This is a genomic window from Pseudidiomarina xizangensis, from assembly GCF_052541995.1.
Window position 1 is genome coordinate 599,624 of record NZ_JBOBQA010000001.1, and the last position, 24,644, is coordinate 624,267.

Here is a 24,644-nt window from a genome sequence, read left to right on the forward strand (position 1 = left end):
GATTATTTAGCCTTTTCGTCTTTTGCTTGCCAGCTATACACATAGTCTGGATTTTCGACTTGCGCACAAACATCGCCCATTTCAAGCGCATTTCGAGTATCTAACATCACTGCGACTTCATCGGTAAATTTTTTCCGATATTCACGTCCGGCCTGGAACGCTTTCGGATGCGGTCCATGGGTAAAGCCGGCTGGATGAAACGTCACCATGCCTTTATCGATGTTATCACGACTAAAAAAGTCACCTTCGTGATAAAACAAGACCTCATCGTAATCGTCATTATTATGATAGAACGGTACTTTTAATGCACCAGGATCCGATTCAATTGGCCGTGGTACAAAGGTACAGACTACGAAACCGTCAGCAACAAAAGTCGTATGAGCAGATGGTGGCAAATGGTACCGATGACTCATCAGCGGCCGTATATCGCGCCAATTAATGCGCACTGGCGCTAAATCACCATGCCAGCCAACTGCGTCCAACGGATTATATGGATAGGTAATACACGATAGCTTGTTGTGTCGTTTAACCTCAATGCGCCATTGCTCTTCGCTATATTGCTGCTTGAAATCAGCGTCAATGTCAGGCGTATCTAAACACGCCGGATCAAATATCGCATGGTTACCCACTAAGCCCTTTTCAGGCAGCTGGTAAGCACTGTTGGTGGCCTCGATCATAACAATTTGCATCGGTTCTAACGGTTCAATGCGCCAATTGGTTGATCTTGGTATGGAAAAGTAGTCACCTTTTTCCAGAGTAATATGACCGTAATCGCAAAACAGTTCGCCGCGGCCCTCATGAATAAACAAGAGTTCATCACCATCGGCATTTCGCACTAAAAACGGCATCGCTTCATGGCAGTGCCAGATACGGAACTTACATTGGGCATTGTGCAACAGTAAAGGTACTTGCCACGGCGATTCCGTGGCGACATTATCAAGCTTATTGAAGTCGAAGTTACGTGGCCGTAACTCACCTTCCCACTCGCTCCATCCGGTCGGTGCATGGCGGTGATGAAAGTGCGTCGCCGGACCGAAAAAGCCACTGCGGCCGACTTCACGTTCATAGATCGCCTGCTCCGGGAAGTCTGCGTGAGCTTGTTTCGAGCTCACACCAACCTGCTTCGGAAAGCTAATCCATTTACGCATCGTTTAATACTCCACGACGTATTTGATCTTCTTCGATCGACTCGAATAAGGCTTTGAAGTTACCTTCGCCGAAACCTTCATTACCTTTGCGTTGAATGATTTCAAAGAACACTGGGCCAATTACGGTTTTGGTGAAAATTTGCAATAAAATACCGTCTTTCAGTGGCGCACCATCAATCAAAATTTGCAGCTCACGCAACTCCTCGAGGTTTTCTTCGTGGCCTTCAACACGATCATTTACGTTTTCATAGTAAGTGTCAGGTGTTGGCATAAAGTCCATACCAATTTGCCGTAGGTCACGTACTGTTTTGTAGATATTGTCTGAGGTTAAGGCGATATGTTGGATACCTTCACCTTTATACTCGCGCAGGTATTCCTCAATTTGTGATTTGTCATCATGCGACTCATTGATGGGAATACGAATTTTGCCACAAGGAGCTGTCATCGCCCGGCTCAATAAACCGGTCAATTTGCCTTCAATGTCAAAGTAGCGAATTTCGCGGAAGTTACCAATACGTTCATAAAACCCTGCCCAGGTGTCCATGTTGCCACGGAATACATTGTGCGTAAGGTGATCAACTTCATAAAGTCCTGCGGCGTGATCGTTCATCTTCGCCTGCCAATCGTCGTAGAAGTCAAAATCATCCGCATAAACGCCTTGTCCTGCAAAGTTATCAATGAAGTACAACACGCTTTCGCCAATACCGTAAACCGCTGGGAAATCAGCTTCATTAGCACCCACATTGCGTTGAAACGGCTTGGCACCATTTTCCACTGCATGTTCAAACGCATGTTGCGCATCCTTAACACGCCAGGCCATACCACAAACGCTCGGACCGTGTTCTTTGGCAAAAGCTTCTGCCTGAGCACCGGTTTGCGCATTAATCACGAAATTAATATCGTTTTGCTTATACAACCAAGCTTCTTTAGTTTTATGCTTCGCAACTTCAGTAAAACCAAGTTTCACAAACAAGTCTTTAAGCGCTGCGATACCCTTTGCATCAGGGGCTGTGTATTCGACGAATTCAAATCCGTCAGTTTGTAATGGGTTATAGTTAATGTCTGTCATTCTGTAGTCCTCATTCGCACGTTAGGCTTTAATAGTGGTTATGTTCTACTATGCCTGTCGGCCAACTACTAGTGCTGACACTGAATGCGTCAGCACCCTCGCAACCCGTACTTTTGTAAACATGTTGATACAGAACAACTTTAGCTGACATTTAGCGCTATCGATGTACGCTTTTCCATACATAACGCTCGCTTATCGTAAACAAAGCTTTACTGCGAAGATTTGCTCACGCCACGCCGACGTTGTTTGCCGATGCCATACTCGCGCAATTTATTGGCAACTGCGGTATGCGAAAGACCGAGTTTTTTCGCTAGTTGGCGGGTGCTTGGATAACTTGGATACAGACGACGTAAAATTGTACTCTCAAACTTCTTCACCGCCTCATCAAGACTTCCCTCTTCCAGATCAATGGCCACATTCTCATGTAATCTATCGGCTTCAGGCAGATAGACATCCGTCGCCTCTAGGCGGTCGCCCTCGAGCATCGAAATGGAGCGAAATAATACGTTCTCAAGCTGTCTCACGTTACCTGGCCATTGATAGCGCTGCAGCAGCTCACGGCAATCATGGGTTAATAACACCAAGCTTCGACCCAGACGTTGGCAGGCTTGCAGGCTAAAATGCTCAGCTAACAATGGAATATCAGATTTACGATCACGTAACGGCGGAAGCTGTAAGCTCAAAACATTCAAGCGATAGAATAAATCTTCACGGAAGTTGCCTGCTTCAACGCGCTCCAACAAGTCATCACGAGCTGAACAGATAATTCGTACATCAACCGCGACCTCTTGTTCCTCGCCGATACGCCGAAACTTGCCATCTTGAATGAAGCGCAGTAGTTTCGCTTGTAGACCATTGGACATTTCCCCGACCGCATCGAGTAAAACAGTGCCCCCATTGGCCTGCTCAAAAATGCCTTTTTTTGCTTCAGTGTGCGGACCAAGACTGCCTTTGCCGTGACCGAACAGCTCACTTTCCGCAACATTGTCTGGCAATGCTGCGCAATTCACCGCTAAGAAAGGTTGTTCCGCGCGATGACTGGCCTGGTGGCAAGCACGCGCCAACAGTTCTTTTCCTACCCCGGTTTCACCTTGTACCAATAAAGGCACATTGAGTTCAGCCATACGCCGCGCTTCTTTTAGTAAACGTTTCATACTGGCATGTTCACCGAGTAACTGATGGAACGCATCCTGTTGTCCAGTGCGTTGCCACTGACTGCTTAAGGGTTGCGGCTTGCAGGTTAACACGGCACCAGCAAAGCTGGTTTTATCATGCTCATCAGCAACCCAAATCGGCATCATTTCGGCAAAATATTTAGCTCCGTTAATAGTGACCTGGCTCACCTGTGGTTCTGTTGGTTGACGTTCAAGCCAGCGACTTATATTAAAACCACTCAACCATTGCGTGATAAAAGTCCCAGGTAGGTGCTGGCGAGTATCCGTGAGCAGCAAGCCTGCCGCATCGTTGGCAATATCAATTACCCCGCGAGCGTCAATAGACAGCACCGGATCAGGCAGTTTGTTTAACAGTAGACTGAACTCAAAGTGCTCGCGCTCTGAAGGCATGAAGGCAACGGTTTTGACATCTTTAACATTAGGAATGCGGCGGATTTCAGGCATTAGATGTTGAAAATCTTTAAACTCAAGCTCCGGAAAGTTAAGAAAAATCTTTCCTTTCGGATCAACTTCAATACCGCGTAAATCAATTTCACGTGACCGCAGTATTTGTAGTACATCTTGGCAAAGACCGAGCCGGTCATCACAGGTAATTTCGAGACGCATCAGCACAACTTATCGGTTAATTAAAATGTAAACATAAGTATACATAAAAAAACCTCTACCCGTCACTAGGGTAGAGGTTTTTTGTCGATAGCTTTACGCCGACTGGCGCAACAGCACGGTTTATTCTTCGGCTTTTGCGGCGTCGGTACGTGCAGCCATAATAAAGTCATTTTTGTGCAGACCATTAATTGAATGAGTCCACCAGGTGACTGTCACTTTACCCCATTCCGTCACCAATGTTGGGTGATGGGCTTCAGCTTCTGCGATATCACCAATTTTGTTGGTGAAAGCTAGGGCTTGTTTAAAGTTCTTAAACTTGAATTCACGCTCAAGTTGCATCACGCCATCGCGCGACACCGGCGTCCAGTCTGGAATTTCACGCATAAGTTCTGCCAACTCGTCATCACTCACTTTTGGTGCTTCTGCATTGCAAGCTTCGCATTTTTGTTGTTTCAAATCACTCATATTAACTCCTTTTTCGTTAATCCGTTATGCGGCATCTTTAGGTGGAAACTTAGGCTCGAATAACCCCAGCTCCATCGCTTCATGGACCAATGTCATGATATCCAGATCCGCAATTTCAAACAGCTTTTCAGTGCTTTCAATGGTGTAATAGAGCGGCTGCATAATATCGATACGGTAAGGTGTCCGCAATGCATCTAGCGGCACCAAGGGCTTACGCTCAGGAGTCTCACTGTGAATAGCATACTCGGTTTCGCCCGGTGAAGACAAAATACCGCCACCATATATGCGCAATCCGTCCGCGGTATCCAGCAAGCCAAATTCAACCGTGAACCAATACAAACGCGCTAAATACACCCGCTCTTTTGGCGTCGCATTGAGCCCAAGCTTCCCATATTGATGCGTGAAATGGGCAAAAGCTGGATTGGTCAGCAGCGGACAATGACCAAATATTTCATGGAAAATATCCGGCTCTTGCAAGTAATCGAATTCTTCACGGGTACGAATAAACGTCGCTACCGGAAACTGTTTATTCGCTAATAACCGGAAAAACTCATCAAAGGGTATCAGCGCCGGTACCTGAGCTACTTGCCACCCAGTAGTCGCGTCCAGCACCTCATTAATTTCATGTAATTGCGGCACGCGATCCTGCGGCATGTCAAGCAATTCCAGGCCGTGCATGTATTCATCACAGGCTTTACCCGATATGTGTTTTAACTGGCGAGCAACCAAATCGCGCCATACCGCGTTATCTTCGTCACTCCAGTCGATAATACCATTTTCGTCTGGCTGGCGTGAAACGTATTGGCTTTGTTTACCCATAAGTCAAAGTTTCCCCTTGTTGTTGTTCTGTCTTTGTTGTTGCGAATGCCTGAGCAAACGCTTGTTCTAAGTCAGCAATAATATCGTCTACGGCCTCTAAACCAACCGCAATACGAATCAGCGTGTCACTTATTCCTGCCCGCGCACGCGCCTCTGGCGTATACGGCGAGTGCGTCATCGATGCGGGATGCTGAATCAAGGTTTCCGCATCACCTAAACTTACCGCTATTGTAATTAAATTCAAATTATCCAACAGTTGCCGCGCATGGTGAATATCACCTTTAAGTTCAAACGCGATAACAGCGCCACTACCATGCATTTGCGTTCCCATTAAGCGTTGCGCAGGATGATCCGGCAGGCCGGGGAAATAAACCTCGCGCACTAACGGTTGCTGAACTAAATACTCAGCTACTTTGACGGCATTTTGGCAATGTCGTTCCATCCGCACATCAAGGGTTTTCAAACCACGTAAAATCAACCAGGCATCGTGGGGGCTCATAGTTGCGCCCATATCTTTGAGGGTGGTTGCTTTGATCATCTCGATATCTTCTGCACCACCGCAGATAAGGCCAGCAACCACGTCACCATGACCATTTAAAAATTTAGTAGCGCTATGAATCACAATATCCGCGCCCTGCTTGCGTGGTTGTTGCAGTAACGGAGTCATAAACGTATTGTCGACAATTACGCGAGCCTGGCCTTCATGTGCAATAGTGGCAACGGCAGCGATATCAATGATTTTCAAATGTGGATTGGCAGGGGTTTCTATAAAAACCATTTTGGTCGAGTCGCGCATTGCGACTCGGACATTTTGCGGCTCAGTCATATCAACAAAGTCGACCTGAATACCGAACTTCTTAAATAAATGTGAAAACAGCGCAAAGCTGCAACCGTAAATAGCGTCGGCCACGACAACATGATCGCCTTGTTCCAGAAACGCTAACATCGCCGCTGAAATAGCACCCATGCCTGTAGCGCACGCGGCACCGGCCGGAAAACCTTCCAGTTGCGCAATCCTAACTTCGAGTTCATTGGTGGTTGGATTGCCAAGGCGGGAATAAATGTAGCCACTCTGTTCGCCGGCAAACCGCGCCGAGCCTTCTGCGGTATTACTGAAAGCAAATGTCGCAGTTTGGTAGAGCGGTGCAACCAATGCACCATGTTGATCCGGCTGTTTACCACCGTGAATCGTCATGGTCGCTGGCTGCCATTGCGATTTCTGATTAGCATTGTTGCGCATTGGCAGTACTTCCTCTTGTTGACAACATTAAAGAGTGCATGCTGCCTTTGCGCAACGCAACTTGTCAGGGTGACAGAGATGCGGCTTTGCTGTAACGCTAATTTTCCACCTTAAGCTTGATGAGGCGCAAATTTATAGGTTTTTTAGCTCATGGTCGACTTGATAAGCATTTGACGTTACGTAGCGTTCCATCTCCTGCAAGCGTCCTTCGAGTTCACGAAATTCTTCGTCGATCTCTTGGTAAGCACGACGTGGCGGTTCGCCAGCACCGTATACCTTGGTTTTTAAGCCAATCGGCTGGTGATCTCCATTGTTCTTTTTTACTGGCTTTTCATCTAGGATCATCCAGGCAGCAATGTAAAGTATCAGTACGAAACCGTGGCCAAAAATAACAGCGGTGACGACAATAATACGCACCAGCCAGGCTTCAATGTTGAAGTAGTTCGCTATTCCGGCACAAACACCTGCAACCTTGGCGTTCTTTTTATCCCGGAGTAATTGCTTGCGTGGTTTGTGGTTATCATCAGAGTAACTCATTTGCGTTCCCTCCAGGTAGGCGCATCCGCATCAAGAATAGACTCTAAAGTCCTAATACGTTCACGCATCTGTTCGGCTTGCCGCGCTAACTGTTGTAAGTCTTGCAATTCTGTTTCAGAAAGGCCCTGACTCAACTTACGCTTGCTGCGGTAGTGCATGATGACCCAAACTGGCGCCACAAAAATCATAAACAGGATTAGTGGCACAGCAATCATCGGTACAAGTATGTCTGCCATTGTAAAGGTTCCCTATGGTCGTTCTGGTTTCGGCATGCACCCGCAGAAGCGGGTGAGGCCAAAGTTTCGAGTCAATTAGTCAGCTTTCTTTTCTTTCTTAACGCGCGCTTTTAACGCTTCCAACTCGTCGTTAATTTTATCTTCGCCTTCAAGTTCAGCAAATTCATCGCGTAAGGTTTTCTTGCCCATATCATAAGCTTCGACTTGTGACTCTAAATCGTCAATTTTAGACTCATAGCGTTCAAAACGAAGCATTGCGTCATCAATTTTACCGCTATCAATGCGTTTTTTAACTTCTAAACGACTACTTACTGCGCGTTGACGCATGATAATCGTTTTCTGACGCGCTTTAGCATCGGCCAATTTCTCTTGCAACTGCCCTACTTCTTGATTTAAACGGTTCAGGTGCTCGTTAATACGGTTGATGTCGACGTTTAAGCTGGCAACAGCATCGTCAGCTTTGCGTTTTTCGACTAAAGCTAAGCGCGCTAAATCATCACGATCTTTGCTTAATGCCAGCTCAGCTTTCTTTTCCCATTCCGCTACATCGTTTTCATAGCGGCTCATTTGACGCTCGGTATCTTTCTTCTCAGCAATCAGACGGGCTGATGTTGAGCGTACTTCTACCAATGTGTCTTCCATTTCTTGAATAATCAGACGCACCATTTTTTCTGGATCTTCTGCTTTATCCAGTAATGCGTTGATGTTCGAATTTACGATATCTGAAAATCGTGAAAAGATACCCATGTTCGTGTCCTCATTAATTGATTCGAAACTGTTACTTTACGGTCACGACTAATAATGCAGATACCATGCCAACTTTTAAAAACCAGCTTAATTAACTGATTTTTAGCTATTTATACGAGAATATCAAATTTTTGTTTGACCCTGACCCGTTATCAAATACACTAAATATTAGCCAAATTAACCACACCAGCAGTATGATAATCGCACAACAATAATAACGAGGCTTGGTATGAGTCCCCCACGCGAAGCGGATAACCTCATCGGCGAAGCAAATAGCTTTTTAGCCGTGCTAGAGCAAGTGTCACAAATAGCACCGCTCGCTAAACCAGTATTAATTATCGGTGAACGCGGTACCGGTAAGGAACTTATCGCCGCCCGGTTGCACTTCTTGTCACAACGTTGGCAAAACAACTATGTAAAACTAAATTGTGCGGCATTAAGTGAAAGCCTGCTAGAGAGCGAATTATTCGGTCACGAAGCCGGTGCCTTTACTGGCGCACAAAAACGTCATGAGGGCCGCTTTGAGCGCGCAGATCAGGGGACTTTGTTTCTCGACGAGCTTGCGAATACCTCGCCTTTAGTCCAAGAAAAAATATTACGCGTTATTGAGTATGGTGAATTCGAGCGCGTCGGCGGTTCTAAAACCGTACGCACCGACGTTCGGCTGATTGCGGCAACCAACGAAGATCTACCCCAACTAGCTGAGCAAGGTCAGTTCCGCGCCGACCTACTCGATCGTCTGGCATTTGATGTCATCACCCTGCCACCCTTACGGGAACGGCGCGAGGATATCCTAATATTAGCTGAACATTTCGCCATACACATGGCTCGTGAACTTGGCTATGACCTTTTTAGCGGTTTTACCCAACGCGCCCGTCAGACATTACTGGAATACCCATGGCCGGGAAATATCCGGGAACTTAAGAATGTCGTTGAACGCTCAGTTTACCGTCTGGGCAGTGGCGCCGTGCCGCTCGACGATATTGTCATCGACCCTTTTGCCAGCCCGTGGCGTCCGCAACCCGCGGCGCATCGCACTGTCGATATTCATAGCACCAAGCAAACGTCAAGCGATGAAACCACACCGATAATCGCGACGGCTACAGCAGTTGATTTCAACGGCGGCGCTATCGATTTCAAAGAAGTTACCGCCGATTATGAGACTGAAGTTTTACAACAGGCGCTGCGCCATGCACAATTCAATCAGAAGAAAACAGCAGAATTGCTGGGGCTCACCTATCATCAACTACGAGGCTACTTGAAAAAGTATCAATTACTCGATGGATCTACCAATTAAATGAGCATGTGGCGATTTTTGTTACTCATACCAATATTCACGCTAGCGGCCTGTTCGCCTGCCAGTGAAGATGTCGCGCCGCTACGTAATGGTATTGTCTATTGTTCCGAAGGCAATCCTGAGAGTTTCAATCCGCAACTGGGAACCTCCGGCACCACCATTGATGCCACCTCCGCACAAATCTACGATCGGCTTTTGGATTACGATGACAGCCAACAGAAATTTGTGCCAGCGCTGGCAGAATCCTGGCAAGCACTGGATAATGGTACCCGCTACCGTTTTCTACTTCGCCCCAACGTACAGTTTCATCAGGCCCCATGGTTTACTCCAACCCGCGCATTTAATGCCGATGACGTGGTGTTTACATTCAAGCGTTGGTTAAACCAAGAACACCCTTATCATGAGGTCAACGGTGGCAGCTATCCTTTCTTCACCGCCAGTGGTCTGAATCAACTCATTACCGATGTTGTGGCAGTAAATGCTACCACCGTCGATATCTATTTAGAGCGCAGTAACAGTTCTTTTTTAGCTAATTTGGCGACCGATTTCGCGATTATCCTCTCCGCCGAATATGGCGCCAGATTACTCGCGCGAGGGAAGCCAGCACAAATCGACAAACAACCTATTGGCACAGGTCCGTTCGTATTTGAAGAATTCCGCAAAGATCTAATTATCCGCTACCATAGGCATGATAACTATTGGCGAGAACCTGCCCACATTGAGCAACTGGTGTATTCGATTACACAGAATGCCAATAAGCGTATGCTTAAACTTATTACTGGTGAATGTGATGTTATTCCCTACCCACTGGTAGAAGAACTTGCGCAATTGAATACCGGCGACGATATCAAAATATCCAGCAACGTGAATCCTAATATTGCCTTTTGGGCATTTAATACCGACCATCCTCCTTTTAACAACGTACTTGTTCGTCGAGCAATGGCCAGCGCTATTAATCGTCAGACCATTATTCAAACGGTTTATAATGGTAACGCTAAACTAGCCACAGGCGTGTTGCCCGAAACATCGTGGGCCTACAGCCCCGTCGACCAAACCTATGGATACGCTCCCGAGCGAGCTCGCGAGTTGCTTCGCGACGCAGGCTACGCTGAGGGATTTGAGTTTGATATTTGGGCCATGCCAGTACAGCGGGCCTATAATCCGAATGCGCAAAAAATGGCAGAGTTAATTCAATCAGATCTCGCCCAAATTGGCGTCCGCGCAAACATCGTCAGCTACGAGTGGAATGCGTTTCGACGCCGCCTCGCGCGCAATGAACATGACAGTGTACTCATTGGTTGGATTGCAGATAATGCTGACCCAGATAACTTTTTTCAACCGTTACTCGGCTGCACCGCACTCAATGTAGGCACTAATCGTGCAAATTGGTGTGAGCCGGAATTCGATGATTTGCTTCGGCAAGCAATTAGCGAGGCCAACACCGATAATCGGAAAAAAATCTACCAGGAAGTCGAAAACTGGGTTTATCGCGAAGCGCCATTGGTGCCCATTGCAAATTCCATGCGTTTTCAAGCACATCGTAGTGATATTCACGGCGTTGAAGTGCCCGCTTATGGTGGTGTGAGCTTCCGTCATGCCTATCGCGACAATAAACCCCAGCAAGAGGCGCAGCCATGATTCGTTATACCTTGCGGCGCCTGACATTACTGATTGTTACCCTTTGGTTATTAACGGTCTTTCTGTTCAGTCTAAATTATTTGTTCCCCGGCGATCCGCTCACCAATATGACCGGGATCCGTGCCAGCAACAGCTTGAGTTATCAACTAGCCACTGAAGCACGAGGCTTCAATGCCTCTATTATTAGCCAATACTTTAACTTTGTCGGCCATTTTACCCACGGTGATTGGGGTCAATCGTTGACCACCCAACGCGATGTTTTCACTGACTTAATCCCCTTACTGGGGGGGACTCTTGAGCTCAGCATATTAGCCATGATACTCGCCATGGCAGTTGGTGCGCCGCTAGGATTATACGCCGCAGGGCAACAACGCGGCACCATGGATCGTTTAGCCATGGGCGTGAGCCTGAGCGCATACTCGATTCCGGTGTTTTGGCTGGCGCAGTTGCTGATTTTACTGTTTGCGGTCAAACTTGGTTGGACCCCTATCTCGGGTCAAATCAACCCGCTTTTTGATATCGACGTTTATAGTGGTTCAATTATTCTCGATATCCTCGTCAGTGATAACTCCTACAAACAGGCCGCACTGCTTGATGCCATCAATCACCTTTGGTTACCGGTTATTGTCTTGGCAATCATGCCAGCAACTATGCTAATGCGGGTTACCCGCAACAGTATGCTTGAGGTTTTACAGCAAAATTACATTCGCGCGGCCCGCGCGCGCGGTCTCACCGAAACACGTATATTACTGAGACATGTCTTACCCAACGCGATGCAGCCGGTGGTTCGTCAACTCGGTCTGATGTTCAGTATTCTCATGAGTAATATTATCATTACAGAAGTTATCTTTAATTGGCCAGGCTTAGGAAGTTGGCTGGTGAAAAGCATTTACGAACGAGATTACCCAGTAATGCAAGGCGGTTTATTCACCTTCGCGGCACTGATACTGTTAGTTAATGTATTAGTTGAACTATTTCACGCTTGGCGCTACCCACAGGTACGCAAGGAACTCTATGCAGAACGCTAATATTTACTTTCAGCAACGCGAGCCTTCGCCACTTCGGCAGCTTTGGCTGCATATGAACGCCAATCCTTTCGCCGTGGTCGCATTTTACATTCTGGCGCTGGCGTTATTGATGATGCTGCTATCGCCGTTGATCACCCCTTTCAATCCAGATGCACAGTTTTCTAACGCGATTCTGCAACCGCCAAGTTGGGATGCTCAAGGTGAGATTGAGTATTTATTTGGTACCGATGATTTAGGTCGAGATATTCTCTCCAGAATCATAGCGGGTTCAGTCTATAGCCTAGGTTACCCCCTGATTGCCGTACTTATAGCAGCTACGATTGGCATTGGTATCGGGGCTTGGGCAGGAATGTCGCGTGGCGTTCAGTCCTCAACCTTGAATCACATGCTCGATGTCATATTGTCGATTCCTTCGCTGCTACTCGCCTTGGTCATAATTGCCATACTGGGGCCGTCACTCATTAATGTCATGCTGGCGATTACCCTGGTGTTAATTCCCCAGTTCATTCATGTGGTACACAATGCAATCTATGATGAACGTTACAAAGAATATGTTACCGCCTCGCGTTTAAACGGCGTAAATCGCTGGTATATGCTGACCCGCGTTATTTTTCCAAATATAACAAGTGTCTTGGTAATGCAAACCACCTTTGCCCTATCAACTGCAATTCTCGACATTGCGGCACTTGGCTTTCTCGGTTTAGGTGTTCAGGCACCAGCGCCAGAATGGGGCACCATGTTAGCGCGCAGCCTCGACCAAGTGTATGTTTCCCCTTGGATGATGATACTTCCGGGGATCGCGCTATTTCTTACTATCCTTTCCATTAATGTTCTTGGTGATAGCATTCGTGCAGCTATCGCCGACCGGGTACGTAATTCATGAGCATTCTCGATATTCGCAATCTCACCATTGAACTGGAGACCGACAATGGCCCGGTGCGAGTGCTTGATCGGTTCAACCTGCAGTTAGCCGAAGGCGAAATCCATACCTTAATCGGTGAATCTGGTTCTGGTAAGAGTCTGCTCGCCAAAGCAATTTTGGGCTTTATCAATCCGCGTTGGAAAATTACTGCGGACCGCTTATGGTGGCGCCATTATGATTTATTGGGACTCAATAATGCCCAACGGCGGATTGTTACTGGTCGTGACATGGCTATGATTTTTCAGGACCCTAGCAGCTATTTAGACCCAAATGATAAGGTTGGAGCGCAACTGCGGGAAACTATCCCTGCCGGCGAATTAACCGGCATTTATCTCAAACGTCGTGCCGGTCGGCAGACTCGGGCCGAACGGTTATTGCATCGCGTCGGCATCAAAGATACCAAAGAGGTCATGGAAAGCTACCCGCATGAACTTTCTGAGGGGCTGGCGCAAAAAATCAGTATTGCTATGGCGATTGCTCATAATCCGAAATTGTTGATTGCTGATGAGCCCACCACCGCTATGGAACCCAGCACCCGCGCGCAGATTTACCGCTTACTGGCGAAACTCAGTGCTGGGCAAGGCATGTCTATTTTGATGATCACACAAGATCTAACCGCTGTTATTCCGGAAAGCCAACACATCAGTTTGATTTACTGTGGTCAACTGATGGAATCTGGCCCCACTGAGCAGGTCATGCAATCGCCTATCCATCCGTACACAGATGCGATGTTAAGCATGAGTTTATTCAATCAGGATACTGGCCCAAAAACGCGTTTACCAACGCTTTCGGGGGCAATCCCGACCTTACAGCACATGCCTATCGGCTGCCGTCTGGGCCCACGCTGCCCCTACGCTCGACGCGCTTGTGTGAACCAACCCAACTTGGTCCAACGTCACCAACAGCAGTTTGCCTGTCACTACCCACTGTGGGAGGATAGCGAACATGACTAAATTGCTGGAAGTTCGGGACATCAGCAAATACTACGTGCATAAAGATGGCTGGATGCCCGGCAAACGTATTTGCGCTCTTGAACCCTTGAGCTTTGATCTGGAACGGGGTGAAACCCTTGCTATCATGGGTGAGACCGGTTCGGGAAAATCAACTATCGCAAAAATCATTGCCGGTGCTGAGCGTCCTTCCAGCGGCGAGTTATTTCTTAATGGTCAAGCTTTAAGTGCCATGACAGATCGGCAACGTTGTCGTTACGTGCGGATGATTTTTCAAGATAGTCTGCGTTCTCTTAATCCGCAGATTACGGTAGGCCAGCAGCTCACTGAACCGTTGATTTTTAATACCGACTGGAAGCCCCAACAACGAAAACAGCACGTATATGAAACCCTACGTAAAGTGGGCTTGTTACCCGACCATTACGGCTTTTATCCGCACATGCTCTCTAGCGGACAACAGCAACGGGTCTGTATCGCACGGGCCATAGTGCTCGAACCTCAAATCGTGATGGCCGATGAGGCTTTTGTCGCTCTGGATCCATCGATTAGAGCTCAAATCATTAACCTCATACTCGATCTTCAACAAGATATGGGTATTTCGTTCATTTTCGTCTCACATTCGGCGGAGATCGTGAAACATGTTTCAGACAAGATCTTGATTATGCATCGTGGTAGTATGATCGAGTTTGGAACAACGCAGGCACTGATAAATAATCCTGAGGAGCAACATACTAAGAACCTGTTGCACTCAGACCATAATTACAAAGTGCCGTTACACTCAACAACGAAGGAGTAAAGCTTTGGAAACAGGTACGCTTCTATCATTAGCGCTCTATTTCATAGCAATGCTGGGGATTGGTCTATACGCATATAAAAAATCAACCAGCGACATTTCTGGCTATATGCTGGGCGGTCGTGGATTAGGTCCAGGCGTTGTAGCCCTCTCCGCCGGTGCATCAGATATGAGTGGTTGGATGCTCATGGGACTTCCTGGTGCAATTTACGTCTCTGGTGTTTCGCAACTGTGGATAGCTGTAGGTCTGGTCGTTGGTGCCTACTTAAATTATATCATTGTTGCACCACGTCTACGGATGTACACCGAAGTCGCAAACGACTCAATCACTATCCCTGATTACTTTGCCAACCGATTTAATGACAAAGCGCGTATGCTGCGTGTTTTCTCATCTTTGGTTATCATCATTTTCTTCACTCTGTATACCTCTGCAAGCCTTGTTGCTGGCGGTAAATTGTTTGCGAGTTCAGCATTCGGACTTGAATACAGTTTAGGTCTTTGGGTGACGGCCGGAGTGGTCTGTGCATATACGTTGTTCGGTGGTTTCTTAGCCGTAAGCATGACGGATTTTGTGCAAGGTTGCATAATGTTCGTTGCTTTGGTGCTCGTGCCGATAGTCGCTATTTTCGATTTAGGTGGAATAACCTCGGTAACCGATCAAGTACGCACCATCAATCCAGATTTCCTCGACTTTTTCCGCGACGCTAACATCGCAGATCCGATGTTAAATCAATTGTCGTTCCTCGGAATTATCTCGTTGCTGGCTTGGGGCTTGGGTTACTTCGGACAACCGCACATTATTGTCCGTTTCATGGCCATTCGCTCAGTCAAAGATATTCCTAAGGCACGCCGCATTGGTATCGTTTGGATGACGGTCTCTATCATTGGTGCGATGATCACCGGTTTCGTAGGTATTGCCTATGTCGCCGAAACAAAAATGGTGCTCAATGATGCCGAAACGATATTTATCATCTTCTCGCAGTTCTTGTTCCATCCGTTAATTGCAGGTTTCTTATTGGCCGCAATTCTTGCCGCCATTATGAGTACCATATCGTCGCAATTGCTGGTGACTTCGAGCTCACTCACGGAAGATTTCTATAAAGCTTTCTTACGCCGTGATGCCAGCCAGAAGGAATTGGTGATGGTGGGTCGAATTTCTGTGCTTATTGTTTCATTGGTGGCCATTGCTCTTGCATGGAACCCAGAGAATACAATTCTAAGCTTGGTTGCAAATGCTTGGGCAGGATTCGGTGCAGCCTTTGGTCCGGTTATCATTCTCAGCTTGTTCTGGAAACGCATGAACCGACACGGTGCGTTAGCGGGCATGTTAACAGGTGCAGCGACGGTTCTCTTCTGTATCTATGTACCCGTAATAGACGGGCAAACATTAAGCAGTTTTGTTTACGAAATTATCCCTGGGTTCATCGTTTGTACCCTCGCCGTAATTATCGCAAGCCTTGCTACAGCTGAACCTGAGAAAAACATACGCAGTACCTTTGAAGAAATGGAACGTGAGATGCTTAAATAATTACATCCTGTGTTGACGTGCAATTACGTACGTTAATAACGTTCAATAAAAAACCGCAGTTCTCAGGCTGCGGTTTTTTTATGGCTCGTGTTCAATCGATTAGGTAATTATACGGCAGGCTTAACCACGGCGTTTAGTGTAGAGCTCAAGCTCGCTAAGAATATAGTCCTTCATCCGCATCGTAGTTTCATAACCCAAGTCAATTGCCTCGTTACCGCGCTCGAATTCCAATAAGCCAATATGACCGAGTTTAGGTTGTACCAAAATATCCGGCGGGTCCCCGGCAATACGTCCCTTGGTGATACGTTCTTGCATAATATCAATGGCACCTGCCATGACCCCAAACATTCCCGGAGCTTTATGGGAAGAACCACTAAATTTATCCATCACTGTATCCCAGTACTGACCACTGGCTGCTAGAAAGTTTTTAAAGAATCCTTCATCAGCTTCAGCTTCTTCCTGTACTGACAACTCAGAGATTTCAGATACACCACCGCTTTCAATCGCAGTGGTACCTGTTTTTGGCATAGCATGCACATCTGCGTGCGGTTCAGAGTGAGGCGGATTACCCCGCCCGCGTGCTTCAATAGCAGCATGATTCAACTGTGAATTGAGATGCACCGCAATCACAAAGTCGCCACCAAGGGCACGACAAAGGGATACCGGAACTGGGTTAACTAAGCCACCATCAACTAGCCAGCGACCGTTATGCGCAGCCGGTGCGAGTAAACCAGGCATCGCACATGAAGCCCGCGCAGCATGATAGATATCGCCTTCACGTAACCACACTTCACGGCCGGTATAGAGATCTGTTGCGACCGCACCATAGACCACATCGAGATTTTCAATCTCAACGCCGCCAAAACGCTCCCGCGCATGACTAAATACTTTTTCACCTTGAATAAGACCGCCATGACTAAAGCCAAAATCTAGCAAATTGAACACTTGCCACCGGCCCATATCCCGAACCCAATTCTCGAGCTCATCTAGTCGCCCAGAAGCAAAACCGGCCCCCACAAGGGAGCCGATAGATGTTCCTGCAACAATATCAACTTGAATACCCATCTCATTTAGCGCTTTTATCACGCCAATATGGGACCATCCACGAGCTGCACCAGAACCAAGTGCGAGAGCAACTTTCACATCACCACTCATCGCTTAACTTTCCTTTTCATTAAATCAAATCTTCATCCGTCACTTCAGCATCTTTCTTTTCAGCGGACTTTTTCTCAGCCTTAACTGGTTTAGCCAATAACTGCTCACGGATGCGTTTTTCAATATCGGCAGAAATTTTTGGGTTCTCTATGAGAAACTTCATTGCATTTGCTTTACCTTGACCGATCTTATCACCGTTATAGCTATACCATGCACCCGCTTTATCAACAATTTTCTGTTTTACACCCAAATCAACCAGCTCACCTTCTTTAGAAATACCTGAGCCATACATGATCTGGAATTCCGCTTGCTTAAATGGTGGCGCTACTTTGTTTTTCACAACCTTGACGCGCGTCTCATTGCCGACGACTTCATCGCCCTCTTTCACCGCACCGGTGCGGCGAATATCCAAACGCACAGACGAATAGAATTTCAACGCATTACCACCCGTTGTGGTCTCTGGGTTGCCAAACATCACGCCAATTTTCATTCGAATTTGGTTGATAAAGATACACAAACTATTCGATCGCTTAATGTTTGCAGTCAATTTTCGCAATGCTTGTGACATCAATCGGGCTTGCAAACCTACGTGGCTGTCACCCATTTCGCCTTCGATTTCAGCTTTAGGTGTCAACGCAGCTACGGAGTCAACGATGACCACATCAACGGCGGCTGAACGCACCAACATGTCGCAAATTTCTAGTGCTTGCTCACCGTTATCCGGTTGCGAAACCAGCAATTCATCAACGTTTACACCGAGTTTCGCGGCATAAATTGGATCCAGTGCATGCTCAGCATCAACAAACGCACAAACTTTACCTGCTTTCTGCGCCTCAGCAATAACTTGCAAGGTTAACGTCGTTTTACCGCTTGATTCTGGACCATAAACTTCAACAACACGGCCAAATGGTAAACCTCCGATACCCAGGGCAATATCTAGACCAAGAGACCCTGTAGAAACAAAATCGATGTCTAACGTTTGGTTATCGCCCAAACGCATAATGGAACCTTTACCAAATTGACGTTCGATCTGACTGAGTGCCGCGTCGAGTGCTTTTTGTTTGTCGTTGCTCATAATAGTGTCCGTTGTATTGAATACGATAAAAATGAGTATACTGTATTTTTATACAGTATCAAGAAATTTTTTCATAACACCTTAATGCCTCACTAATTGTGGCTTCGCGAACCGCCGCCCGGTCACCACTAAATTGTTTTGCCCAACTGTAAACTCCCCCTGGCCAGGCCAAACCAAACCAAACTAAACCTATGGGTTTTTCCACACTACCCCCCGCCGGACCAGCTATACCGGTAACCGCAACAGCAAGCTCAGTACCAGTATTTTCGCGTGCGCCCTTGGCCATCGCCTCAGCCGTTGCTGATGACACCGCCCCAAATTCCTGTAAAGTTGCTTCAGGAACATCTACCAAACGCTGCTTCAGGGCATTACTGTAGGTAATAAAACCACCCTCGAACCACTGCGAACTTCCGGCGACTGAACTTAAAGCATAACCTATACCACCAGCGGTACAGGACTCCGCGGTTGCGATGCGCCATTTTTTTGTCACTAGCCAACGACCGATTTGTTGTGCCAGTTCATGCTGAGATTGTGTTACCATTTTGCCATCAGGCTCCCGTAAAAACTAACTCTAGACGGATAATAACAGGCATGCCGAAAGCGACAACAGCTAGTGTAGATTTTTCCGCTCATACACCCATGATGCAACAATACTTACGCATTAAGGCGGAACACTCAGACACACTTTTATTCTATCGTATGGGAGACTTCTACGAACTCTTCTTCGACGATGCGCGCAAGGCTGCTGAGTTGCTCGATATATCGCTTACTCAGCGGGGTGCCAGCAATGGCAAACCGATACCAATGGCAGGGGTGCCCTATCACGCGGCGGAAAATTATCTTGCTCGGCTATTGCAAATGGGCGAGTCCGTCGCTATTTGTGAACAAATTGGCGACCCCGCAACCAGTAAGGGACCGGTGGAACGCAAAGTCATACGCGTACTCACACCAGGCACTGTCACCGATGAAGCACTGCTCTCAGAGGCCAGCGAGAATCTCCTCGTCGCCGTCACCTATGACCAAGTCTTCGGTATCGCCTGTCTCGATTTAGCAAGTGGCCGTTTTAGTGTCTTAGAATGTGCCACCGAAACGCAGCTGCAAGCAGAGCTACAACGTTTGCAGCCAGCAGAACTGCTCTATCCGGATACCATGAGCTGGCAGAAAAATTGGTATCAAAATGGCTCAATTCGGCCCCGCCCGGACTGGGAATTCGCCGGCGATAGCGGCACTGCTTTGCTATGCCGTCAGTTTCAGGTTCAACACCTTGATGGCTTTGGTATTGCCGGCCTTACCCGGGCAATTGGTGCTGCCGGTGCAATTTTAAGTTACGTAAAGCTAACCCAACGATCAACACTTCCGCATATTCAAAGCATCCGTGCTGAACAAGGTAACGATGCAATACAAATGGACGCGGCAAGTCAGCGCAATCTTGAATTGGTCAGCTCTCTTAGCGGCGCGGCAACATCGTTGTTTGCCACGCTCAATACCACGGCAACGGCAATGGGCGGACGCTTATTTCGCCGTTGGCTGCAACGACCTGTACGTGATCAGCAGGTATTACGGCAGCGTTACGATGCGGTCGCCGAGTTGCAGAACCTTGAATTAGATGACCTACGTAAACTACTTCGTAACATTGGTGATTTAGAGCGGATCTTATCGCGCATCGGTTTGCGCAGCGCTCGGCCACGTGATCTCACGCGCTTACGCAGTGCTTTGCAAAGCTTACCTGAGCTCCGCCATGCTTTACATAACGCACACTCATTAATTCCTTGGACGACCAGGCTGCACGACTTCCCGGAATTACTAAACACCTTGCAACACGCACTGATTGAAACACCACCGATGCTTATTCGTGATGGTGGCGTAATAGCCGATGGCTTCGACGAAGAGCTTGATGAGCAACGGCAGCTGGCGGCGGGCGCCACTGATTTTCTGCGCCAGATTGAAACACGAGAACGCCAGCGAACCGGTATTCAGACCTTAAAAGTTGGCTACAACAAGGTACATGGCTATTATTTAGAGGCCAGCCGCGCCAGTTCACAACATATTCCTGCAGATTATCAGCGTCGACAAACCTTAAAAAATGCTGAGCGGTATATTATTCCTGAGTTGAAAACCTACGAAGACAAAGTCTTACAGGCTCAGTCACGAGCCTTAGTCAGAGAGAAATGGCTTTACGAAGCCTTATTGAATGAGGTCGCTGAGAGCCTTACTCCATTACAAGACACCACGCAAGCGCTAGCCGAACTCGATGTGTTGCGAAGTTTCGCGGCGCAGGCGTTAAGCCACAACTATTGTCGGCCAAAACTACAGAAAAGCATTGGGATAGATCTTTGTGAGGCGCGACATCCGGTCATTGAACAGCAACTCGATGAACCTTTTATAGCGAATGATCTCAGCATAAATGAACAACAACGCATGTTGTTAGTCACTGGCCCAAATATGGGCGGCAAATCAACTTATATGCGTCAGGCGGCGCTATTGGTGATTATGGCCCACTGCGGAAGCTTCGTCCCAGCCGCATCAGCATGTTTTGGCCCGATCGATCGTATTTTTACCCGGATTGGCGCGTCAGATGATCTCGCCTCAGGTCGATCAACCTTTATGGTCGAAATGACCGAAGCAGCGACGATTCTTCACAACGCAACACCACAGAGCTTAGTGTTAATGGACGAAATTGGTCGTGGCACCTCAACTTACGATGGTTTAGCACTCGCTTGGGCCTGCGCTGAAGCCTTATTAAACCAAAATCGTTCCTTGACCCTGTTCGCTACCCATTACTTTGAACTTACGCAAAGTATTGGCGGACGGGATGGCTGCATGAATGTGCATGTTGAGGCGACTGAGCATGACGACACTATTGTATTTGAGCACCGTGTTAGCAAAGGCGCTGCGAATCGCAGTTTTGGCGTTCAAGTGGCGCAACTTGCGGGGTTACCGAAGGAAGTACTACAACGCGCCAGACAAGTCTTGGGCGAATTAGAACAACAGCCGAAACAGTTAGCAGGTAACACTGCCGCAGTGTCCGAAACAGCGCTGACTGACTCCGCGGTGCCAGAGCCTGCAAAGCAACTACACGAGGATGCTTTGCACGCGCTCAGCGAACTTAAGTTAGACAGCATGACTCCGCTGCAAGCGTTGCAATGGCTGGCTCAATGGCAACAGCGTATTAGCGACAACAATTAATCGACCTGAAATAACGCATCAAGACTCAAGCCCTGTTGACGTAACATATCGCGCAATCGACGCAGGGCTTCGACCTGAATCTGTCGAACGCGCTCTCGGGTTAATCCAATTTCTCGACCAACATCTTCTAAAGTTGCTGGTTCGTATCCCATCAAGCCGAAACGACGTGCTAGTACTTCACGTTGCTTAACATTCAGACTAGCTAACCATTCAACAATATGCTCTTTTAGGTCATCATCTTGCATAACCCCTTCTGGGCCATGGTCGTTTTCGTCGGAGAGTAAATCAACCAAAGACTTATCATTATCACCACCCAAAGGAGTGTCAACAGAGGCGACGCGCTCATTTAAGCGCAGCATTCTACTGACGTCAGCTACGGACACATCCAATTGCGCGGCAATGTCTTCCGCTGTCGGTTCATGATCAAGTTTATGAGCAAGCTCGCGCGAGGCACGTAAATAACTATTCAGTTCTTTTACCACATGAATAGGCAAACGGATGGTACGCGTTTGATTCATAATTGCGCGTTCAATCGTTTGTCGAATCCACCAGGTGGCATAGGTCGAAAAACGGAAACCACGCTCAGGGTCGAATTTTTCCACCGCGCGAATAAGACCCAAATTACCTTCTTCGACCAAGTCGAGTAAAGGCAATCCACGGTTGGTATAACGTCGGGCAATTTTAACCACTAAACGCAGGTTACTCTCGATCATTCGAGCCCGCGCAGCTTTGTCACCTTTCAGCGAAAGCCGTGAATAGTGAACTTCTTCTTCTGCCGTTAATAGCGGTGAAAAGCCAATCTCACTGAGGTACAGCTGGGTAGCATCCATTTTTTTCTGATACTTCGCTCGGTTAGCGATGATTTCCTCAAAATCGGAATCATCCGTGTTGGTATCAGAAGCAGCTGACTTTTCCATTTCCGACATGACTTCTTGCTCATCAACGTCGTCCACGTCATTTTGTCGACTCATTGTGACCCCCGTGGTAAATAATGCCGTGGATTTACAGATTTGCCGCGGAACCGAATTTCAAAATGCAACTTCACTCGATCCGCTTCTGTGTTCCCCATCTCGGCTATTTCATCCCCTGCGCTGACCCATTGTTGTTCTTTAATTAACAATTTATCATTGTGGGCGTACGCAGTTATATAATCATCGTTATGTTTCAGAATAATTAAATTACCATATCCTTTTAAAGCATTGCCTGCGTAAACAACTTTACCGGCGGCAGCGGCGAACACTGGGTCGCCTTTGGTTCCGGCAAAATCTATCCCTTTATTACCAGAAGCAGCAGTTGAAAAGTCACGAATCACCTGGTGCCTTGTCGGCCATTGCCAACCCAACGCGTTACTGGCTGGAAATCTTTCAGTGCCAGGTTTCACCATGCTAGGTTGCCTGTCGGGCGTTGGTTTCACCGCAGGCTTCGGCGACGAACTCGTAACTTTTTCTTTACTTTTATCCTCAACATACTCTTTCTTCTTGGCAGAATCAACGACTTGTGATCGTCTTGTTACCTCACGCGTTGCGTTCAATGGGGTGGTTTTAGCGGCAAGCCGCAATTCTTGTCCGGGGAAAATCGTGTAAGGTTCAGCAAGACCGTTGTATCTCGCTAACGTTCGTACATCAAGGTTGGCGCGAAATGCAATCGAATAGAGAGTATCGCCACGGGCCACATGATAGGTCTCACCCGCAAGGCTATTCGGCTCAAAATCGTGAATACTTGGCCCTTGATAGACACGCGTAACAGGAGCAGGTGCTTGGCGTTGCGCACAAGCTACCAGGGTCAACATCACCCCGCTGACCAAAACGATCCTAAAAACGTGTCCATACATAGGCAATTACCGCAAGAATAACCAACGCCCAACCGATACGGTCGACGTAGGTTCGAAGTTTTACGGCCATAGTAGGACCGCCTGTTCGCAATAACCACGCCACCAGATAATAACGTAGCCCACGACTAATAAGTGAACCTAACACAAAGGGTACAAAAAGCACCTGCAACATACCACCTGTGACTGTAAATAACTTGTAAGGCAAGGGTGAAAAACCGGCTATAAAAATAATCCAAAAACCGTAATCCTGGAACCAGCGCGTGACTGTCGCCAATTTCTCCTGATACCCGGCCCACTCTATCAGCGGCAATACCAAAGGTTCAAAAGCAAAGTAGCCCAACCAATAGCCGGCAATACCGCCAAGTACCGAAGCGACGGTGGTGAGAAATGCGAAAAACCATGCGCGCTTAGGCTGGGTCATCGACATCGGCGCTAACATGACATCCGGTGGTATCGGGAATATCACTGCTTCGGTGAAACTGATAACCGCTAAGATCGTCGGTGCGCGACGATGCTGAGACCAAACCAGTACCCGATCATATAAAGAACTAAATAACTTCATGCGAGACTTCCAGGTACCAGCGGAACGAATTTAACGTCGCCAAGTTGTTTGTGCTCATAGTCATCACCAAAACGGCGAATAACGACCAAACGTTGTTTTACTGAACCCACCGGAATAATCATTACTCCGCCGTCGCCAAGTTGTTCCATCAGCGCGTGGGGAATGTCGCTAGCAGCGGCCGTGACAATAATGCCATCGAACGGTGCCTTTGATTGCCAGCCCTGCCAACCATCACCATGACGCATGCTGATATTATGTAAATCTAACTTTTTCAAACGGCGTTTTGCCTGGTATTGCAGTTCAGCTATACGCTCAACCGAAAAAACACGATCCACTAACTGTGCAAGAATCGCCGTTTGATAACCACTACCCGTGCCGATCTCTAATACCGAATGACAATGATGCTGCATCAATAATTGGGTCATGGACGCCACCATTAATGGTTGCGAGATAGTTTGACCTTTACCAATCGGCAAAGCGGTATTTTCGTACGCCTTATGCGCTAACGATTCCGGCATAAACTGATGCCGCGGCGTCGACGCTATGACCGCTAATACCTCATCGTTAGTAATGCCTTGATCGCGCAACTGTGCGACCAGACGCTTAGCCATTCCCTGAAAATTTTGAATCATGGTGT

The 24,644-nt window shown here is 47.5% G+C and carries 24 protein-coding genes; 8 read left to right on the top strand and 16 right to left on the bottom strand.

What is annotated here, in order from left to right; all coding sequences use genetic code 11:
* Positions 1-2: 2 nt before the first annotated feature.
* The 9 genes from ACQ5ES_RS02780 to pspA form a co-directional block, all read right to left on the bottom strand.
* Positions 3-1,148, bottom strand: coding sequence for a homogentisate 1,2-dioxygenase (locus ACQ5ES_RS02780; protein ID WP_445014432.1), 1,146 nt, complete (start codon positions 1,146-1,148; stop codon positions 3-5).
* On the bottom strand, positions 1,141-2,217 hold the full coding sequence (hppD, locus tag ACQ5ES_RS02785) for a 4-hydroxyphenylpyruvate dioxygenase (RefSeq protein WP_445014433.1): 1,077 nt from the start codon (positions 2,215-2,217) through the stop codon (positions 1,141-1,143). Before hppD ends, ACQ5ES_RS02780 begins: the two co-directional genes overlap by 8 nt.
* A gap of 209 nt (positions 2,218-2,426) precedes the next feature.
* Positions 2,427-3,998, bottom strand: a complete 1,572-nt coding sequence (gene tyrR / locus ACQ5ES_RS02790; protein ID WP_445014434.1) for a transcriptional regulator TyrR — start codon at positions 3,996-3,998, stop codon at positions 2,427-2,429.
* 120 nt (positions 3,999-4,118) lie between these two features.
* A complete protein-coding gene (locus ACQ5ES_RS02795; RefSeq protein ID WP_445014435.1) occupies positions 4,119-4,463 on the bottom strand; it encodes a 4a-hydroxytetrahydrobiopterin dehydratase in 345 nt (114 codons plus the stop codon).
* A gap of 24 nt (positions 4,464-4,487) precedes the next feature.
* On the bottom strand, positions 4,488-5,282 hold the full coding sequence (phhA, locus tag ACQ5ES_RS02800) for a phenylalanine 4-monooxygenase (RefSeq protein ID WP_445014436.1): 795 nt from the start codon (positions 5,280-5,282) through the stop codon (positions 4,488-4,490).
* Positions 5,275-6,522, bottom strand: coding sequence for a methionine gamma-lyase (gene megL, locus ACQ5ES_RS02805; protein ID WP_445014437.1), 1,248 nt, complete (start codon positions 6,520-6,522; stop codon positions 5,275-5,277). The genes phhA and megL overlap by 8 nt, the downstream gene beginning before the upstream one ends.
* A 132-nt stretch (positions 6,523-6,654) precedes the next feature.
* Complete coding sequence (gene pspC / locus ACQ5ES_RS02810; protein ID WP_445014438.1) at positions 6,655-7,059, bottom strand: envelope stress response membrane protein PspC; 405 nt, start codon at positions 7,057-7,059, stop codon at positions 6,655-6,657.
* Entirely contained in the window at positions 7,056-7,295 is a 240-nt protein-coding gene (gene pspB, locus ACQ5ES_RS02815) for an envelope stress response membrane protein PspB (protein ID WP_445014439.1), read from the bottom strand. The genes pspC and pspB overlap by 4 nt, the downstream gene beginning before the upstream one ends.
* Positions 7,296-7,370: 75 nt before the next feature.
* Positions 7,371-8,042: a phage shock protein PspA gene (pspA, locus tag ACQ5ES_RS02820; RefSeq protein WP_445014440.1), complete on the bottom strand. Its 672-nt coding sequence runs from the start codon at positions 8,040-8,042 to the stop codon at positions 7,371-7,373.
* A gap of 229 nt (positions 8,043-8,271) precedes the next feature.
* Between pspA and pspF the strand changes: the two genes are divergently transcribed.
* Genes pspF through putP form a run of 7 tightly spaced genes read left to right on the top strand, consistent with a single transcriptional unit; the run spans position 8,272 to position 16,198 of the window.
* The gene (gene pspF / locus ACQ5ES_RS02825) at positions 8,272-9,339 is read left to right on the top strand and encodes a phage shock protein operon transcriptional activator (RefSeq protein WP_445014441.1); all 1,068 of its coding nucleotides are present in this window, start codon (positions 8,272-8,274) and stop codon (positions 9,337-9,339) included.
* Positions 9,340-10,977, top strand: coding sequence for an ABC transporter substrate-binding protein (locus ACQ5ES_RS02830; protein WP_445014442.1), 1,638 nt, complete (start codon positions 9,340-9,342; stop codon positions 10,975-10,977).
* Positions 10,974-12,005: an ABC transporter permease subunit gene (locus tag ACQ5ES_RS02835; RefSeq protein ID WP_445014443.1), complete on the top strand. Its 1,032-nt coding sequence runs from the start codon at positions 10,974-10,976 to the stop codon at positions 12,003-12,005. Before ACQ5ES_RS02830 ends, ACQ5ES_RS02835 begins: the two co-directional genes overlap by 4 nt.
* On the top strand, positions 11,992-12,888 hold the full coding sequence (locus ACQ5ES_RS02840) for an ABC transporter permease subunit (protein WP_445014444.1): 897 nt from the start codon (positions 11,992-11,994) through the stop codon (positions 12,886-12,888). Before ACQ5ES_RS02835 ends, ACQ5ES_RS02840 begins: the two co-directional genes overlap by 14 nt.
* Positions 12,885-13,880 carry an oligopeptide/dipeptide ABC transporter ATP-binding protein gene (locus ACQ5ES_RS02845; RefSeq protein WP_445014445.1) on the top strand — a complete coding sequence of 332 codons (996 nt, stop codon included), beginning with the start codon at positions 12,885-12,887 and terminating at the stop codon, positions 13,878-13,880. The genes ACQ5ES_RS02840 and ACQ5ES_RS02845 overlap by 4 nt, the downstream gene beginning before the upstream one ends.
* On the top strand, positions 13,873-14,673 hold the full coding sequence (locus ACQ5ES_RS02850) for an ATP-binding cassette domain-containing protein (protein ID WP_445014446.1): 801 nt from the start codon (positions 13,873-13,875) through the stop codon (positions 14,671-14,673). Before ACQ5ES_RS02845 ends, ACQ5ES_RS02850 begins: the two co-directional genes overlap by 8 nt.
* Before the next feature lie 4 nt (positions 14,674-14,677).
* A complete protein-coding gene (gene putP, locus ACQ5ES_RS02855; protein WP_445014447.1) occupies positions 14,678-16,198 on the top strand; it encodes a sodium/proline symporter PutP in 1,521 nt (506 codons plus the stop codon).
* Positions 16,199-16,318: 120 nt separating this feature from the next.
* Here putP and ACQ5ES_RS02860 read toward each other — a convergent pair whose 3' ends face one another.
* Genes ACQ5ES_RS02860 through ACQ5ES_RS02870 form a run of 3 tightly spaced genes read right to left on the bottom strand, consistent with a single transcriptional unit; the run spans position 16,319 to position 18,969 of the window.
* Positions 16,319-17,353 carry a patatin-like phospholipase family protein gene (locus ACQ5ES_RS02860; protein ID WP_445014448.1) on the bottom strand — a complete coding sequence of 345 codons (1,035 nt, stop codon included), beginning with the start codon at positions 17,351-17,353 and terminating at the stop codon, positions 16,319-16,321.
* A 19-nt stretch (positions 17,354-17,372) separates the two neighbouring features.
* Complete coding sequence (gene recA / locus ACQ5ES_RS02865; protein ID WP_445014449.1) at positions 17,373-18,428, bottom strand: recombinase RecA; 1,056 nt, start codon at positions 18,426-18,428, stop codon at positions 17,373-17,375.
* 58 nt (positions 18,429-18,486) lie between these two features.
* On the bottom strand, positions 18,487-18,969 hold the full coding sequence (locus tag ACQ5ES_RS02870) for a CinA family protein (protein WP_445014450.1): 483 nt from the start codon (positions 18,967-18,969) through the stop codon (positions 18,487-18,489).
* A gap of 50 nt (positions 18,970-19,019) precedes the next feature.
* Here ACQ5ES_RS02870 and mutS point away from each other — a divergent pair, with 50 nt between their 5' ends.
* Positions 19,020-21,614, top strand: a complete 2,595-nt coding sequence (gene mutS, locus ACQ5ES_RS02875; RefSeq protein ID WP_445014451.1) for a DNA mismatch repair protein MutS — start codon at positions 19,020-19,022, stop codon at positions 21,612-21,614.
* On the opposite strand, the gene rpoS is transcribed toward mutS, so the two are convergent.
* The 4 genes from rpoS to ACQ5ES_RS02895 are packed head-to-tail and all read right to left on the bottom strand — an operon-like array spanning position 21,611 to position 24,639.
* Entirely contained in the window at positions 21,611-22,585 is a 975-nt protein-coding gene (gene rpoS, locus ACQ5ES_RS02880; RefSeq protein WP_445014452.1) for an RNA polymerase sigma factor RpoS, read from the bottom strand. The two genes, mutS and rpoS, sit on opposite strands and share 4 nt — an antisense overlap.
* Positions 22,582-23,445, bottom strand: a complete 864-nt coding sequence (locus tag ACQ5ES_RS02885) for a peptidoglycan DD-metalloendopeptidase family protein (RefSeq protein ID WP_445014453.1) — start codon at positions 23,443-23,445, stop codon at positions 22,582-22,584. Before ACQ5ES_RS02885 ends, rpoS begins: the two co-directional genes overlap by 4 nt.
* Complete coding sequence (locus ACQ5ES_RS02890; RefSeq protein WP_445014454.1) at positions 23,426-24,007, bottom strand: YqaA family protein; 582 nt, start codon at positions 24,005-24,007, stop codon at positions 23,426-23,428. Before ACQ5ES_RS02890 ends, ACQ5ES_RS02885 begins: the two co-directional genes overlap by 20 nt.
* The gene (locus ACQ5ES_RS02895) at positions 24,004-24,639 is read right to left on the bottom strand and encodes a protein-L-isoaspartate(D-aspartate) O-methyltransferase (RefSeq protein WP_445014455.1); all 636 of its coding nucleotides are present in this window, start codon (positions 24,637-24,639) and stop codon (positions 24,004-24,006) included. Before ACQ5ES_RS02895 ends, ACQ5ES_RS02890 begins: the two co-directional genes overlap by 4 nt.
* Positions 24,640-24,644: the final 5 nt, after the last annotated feature.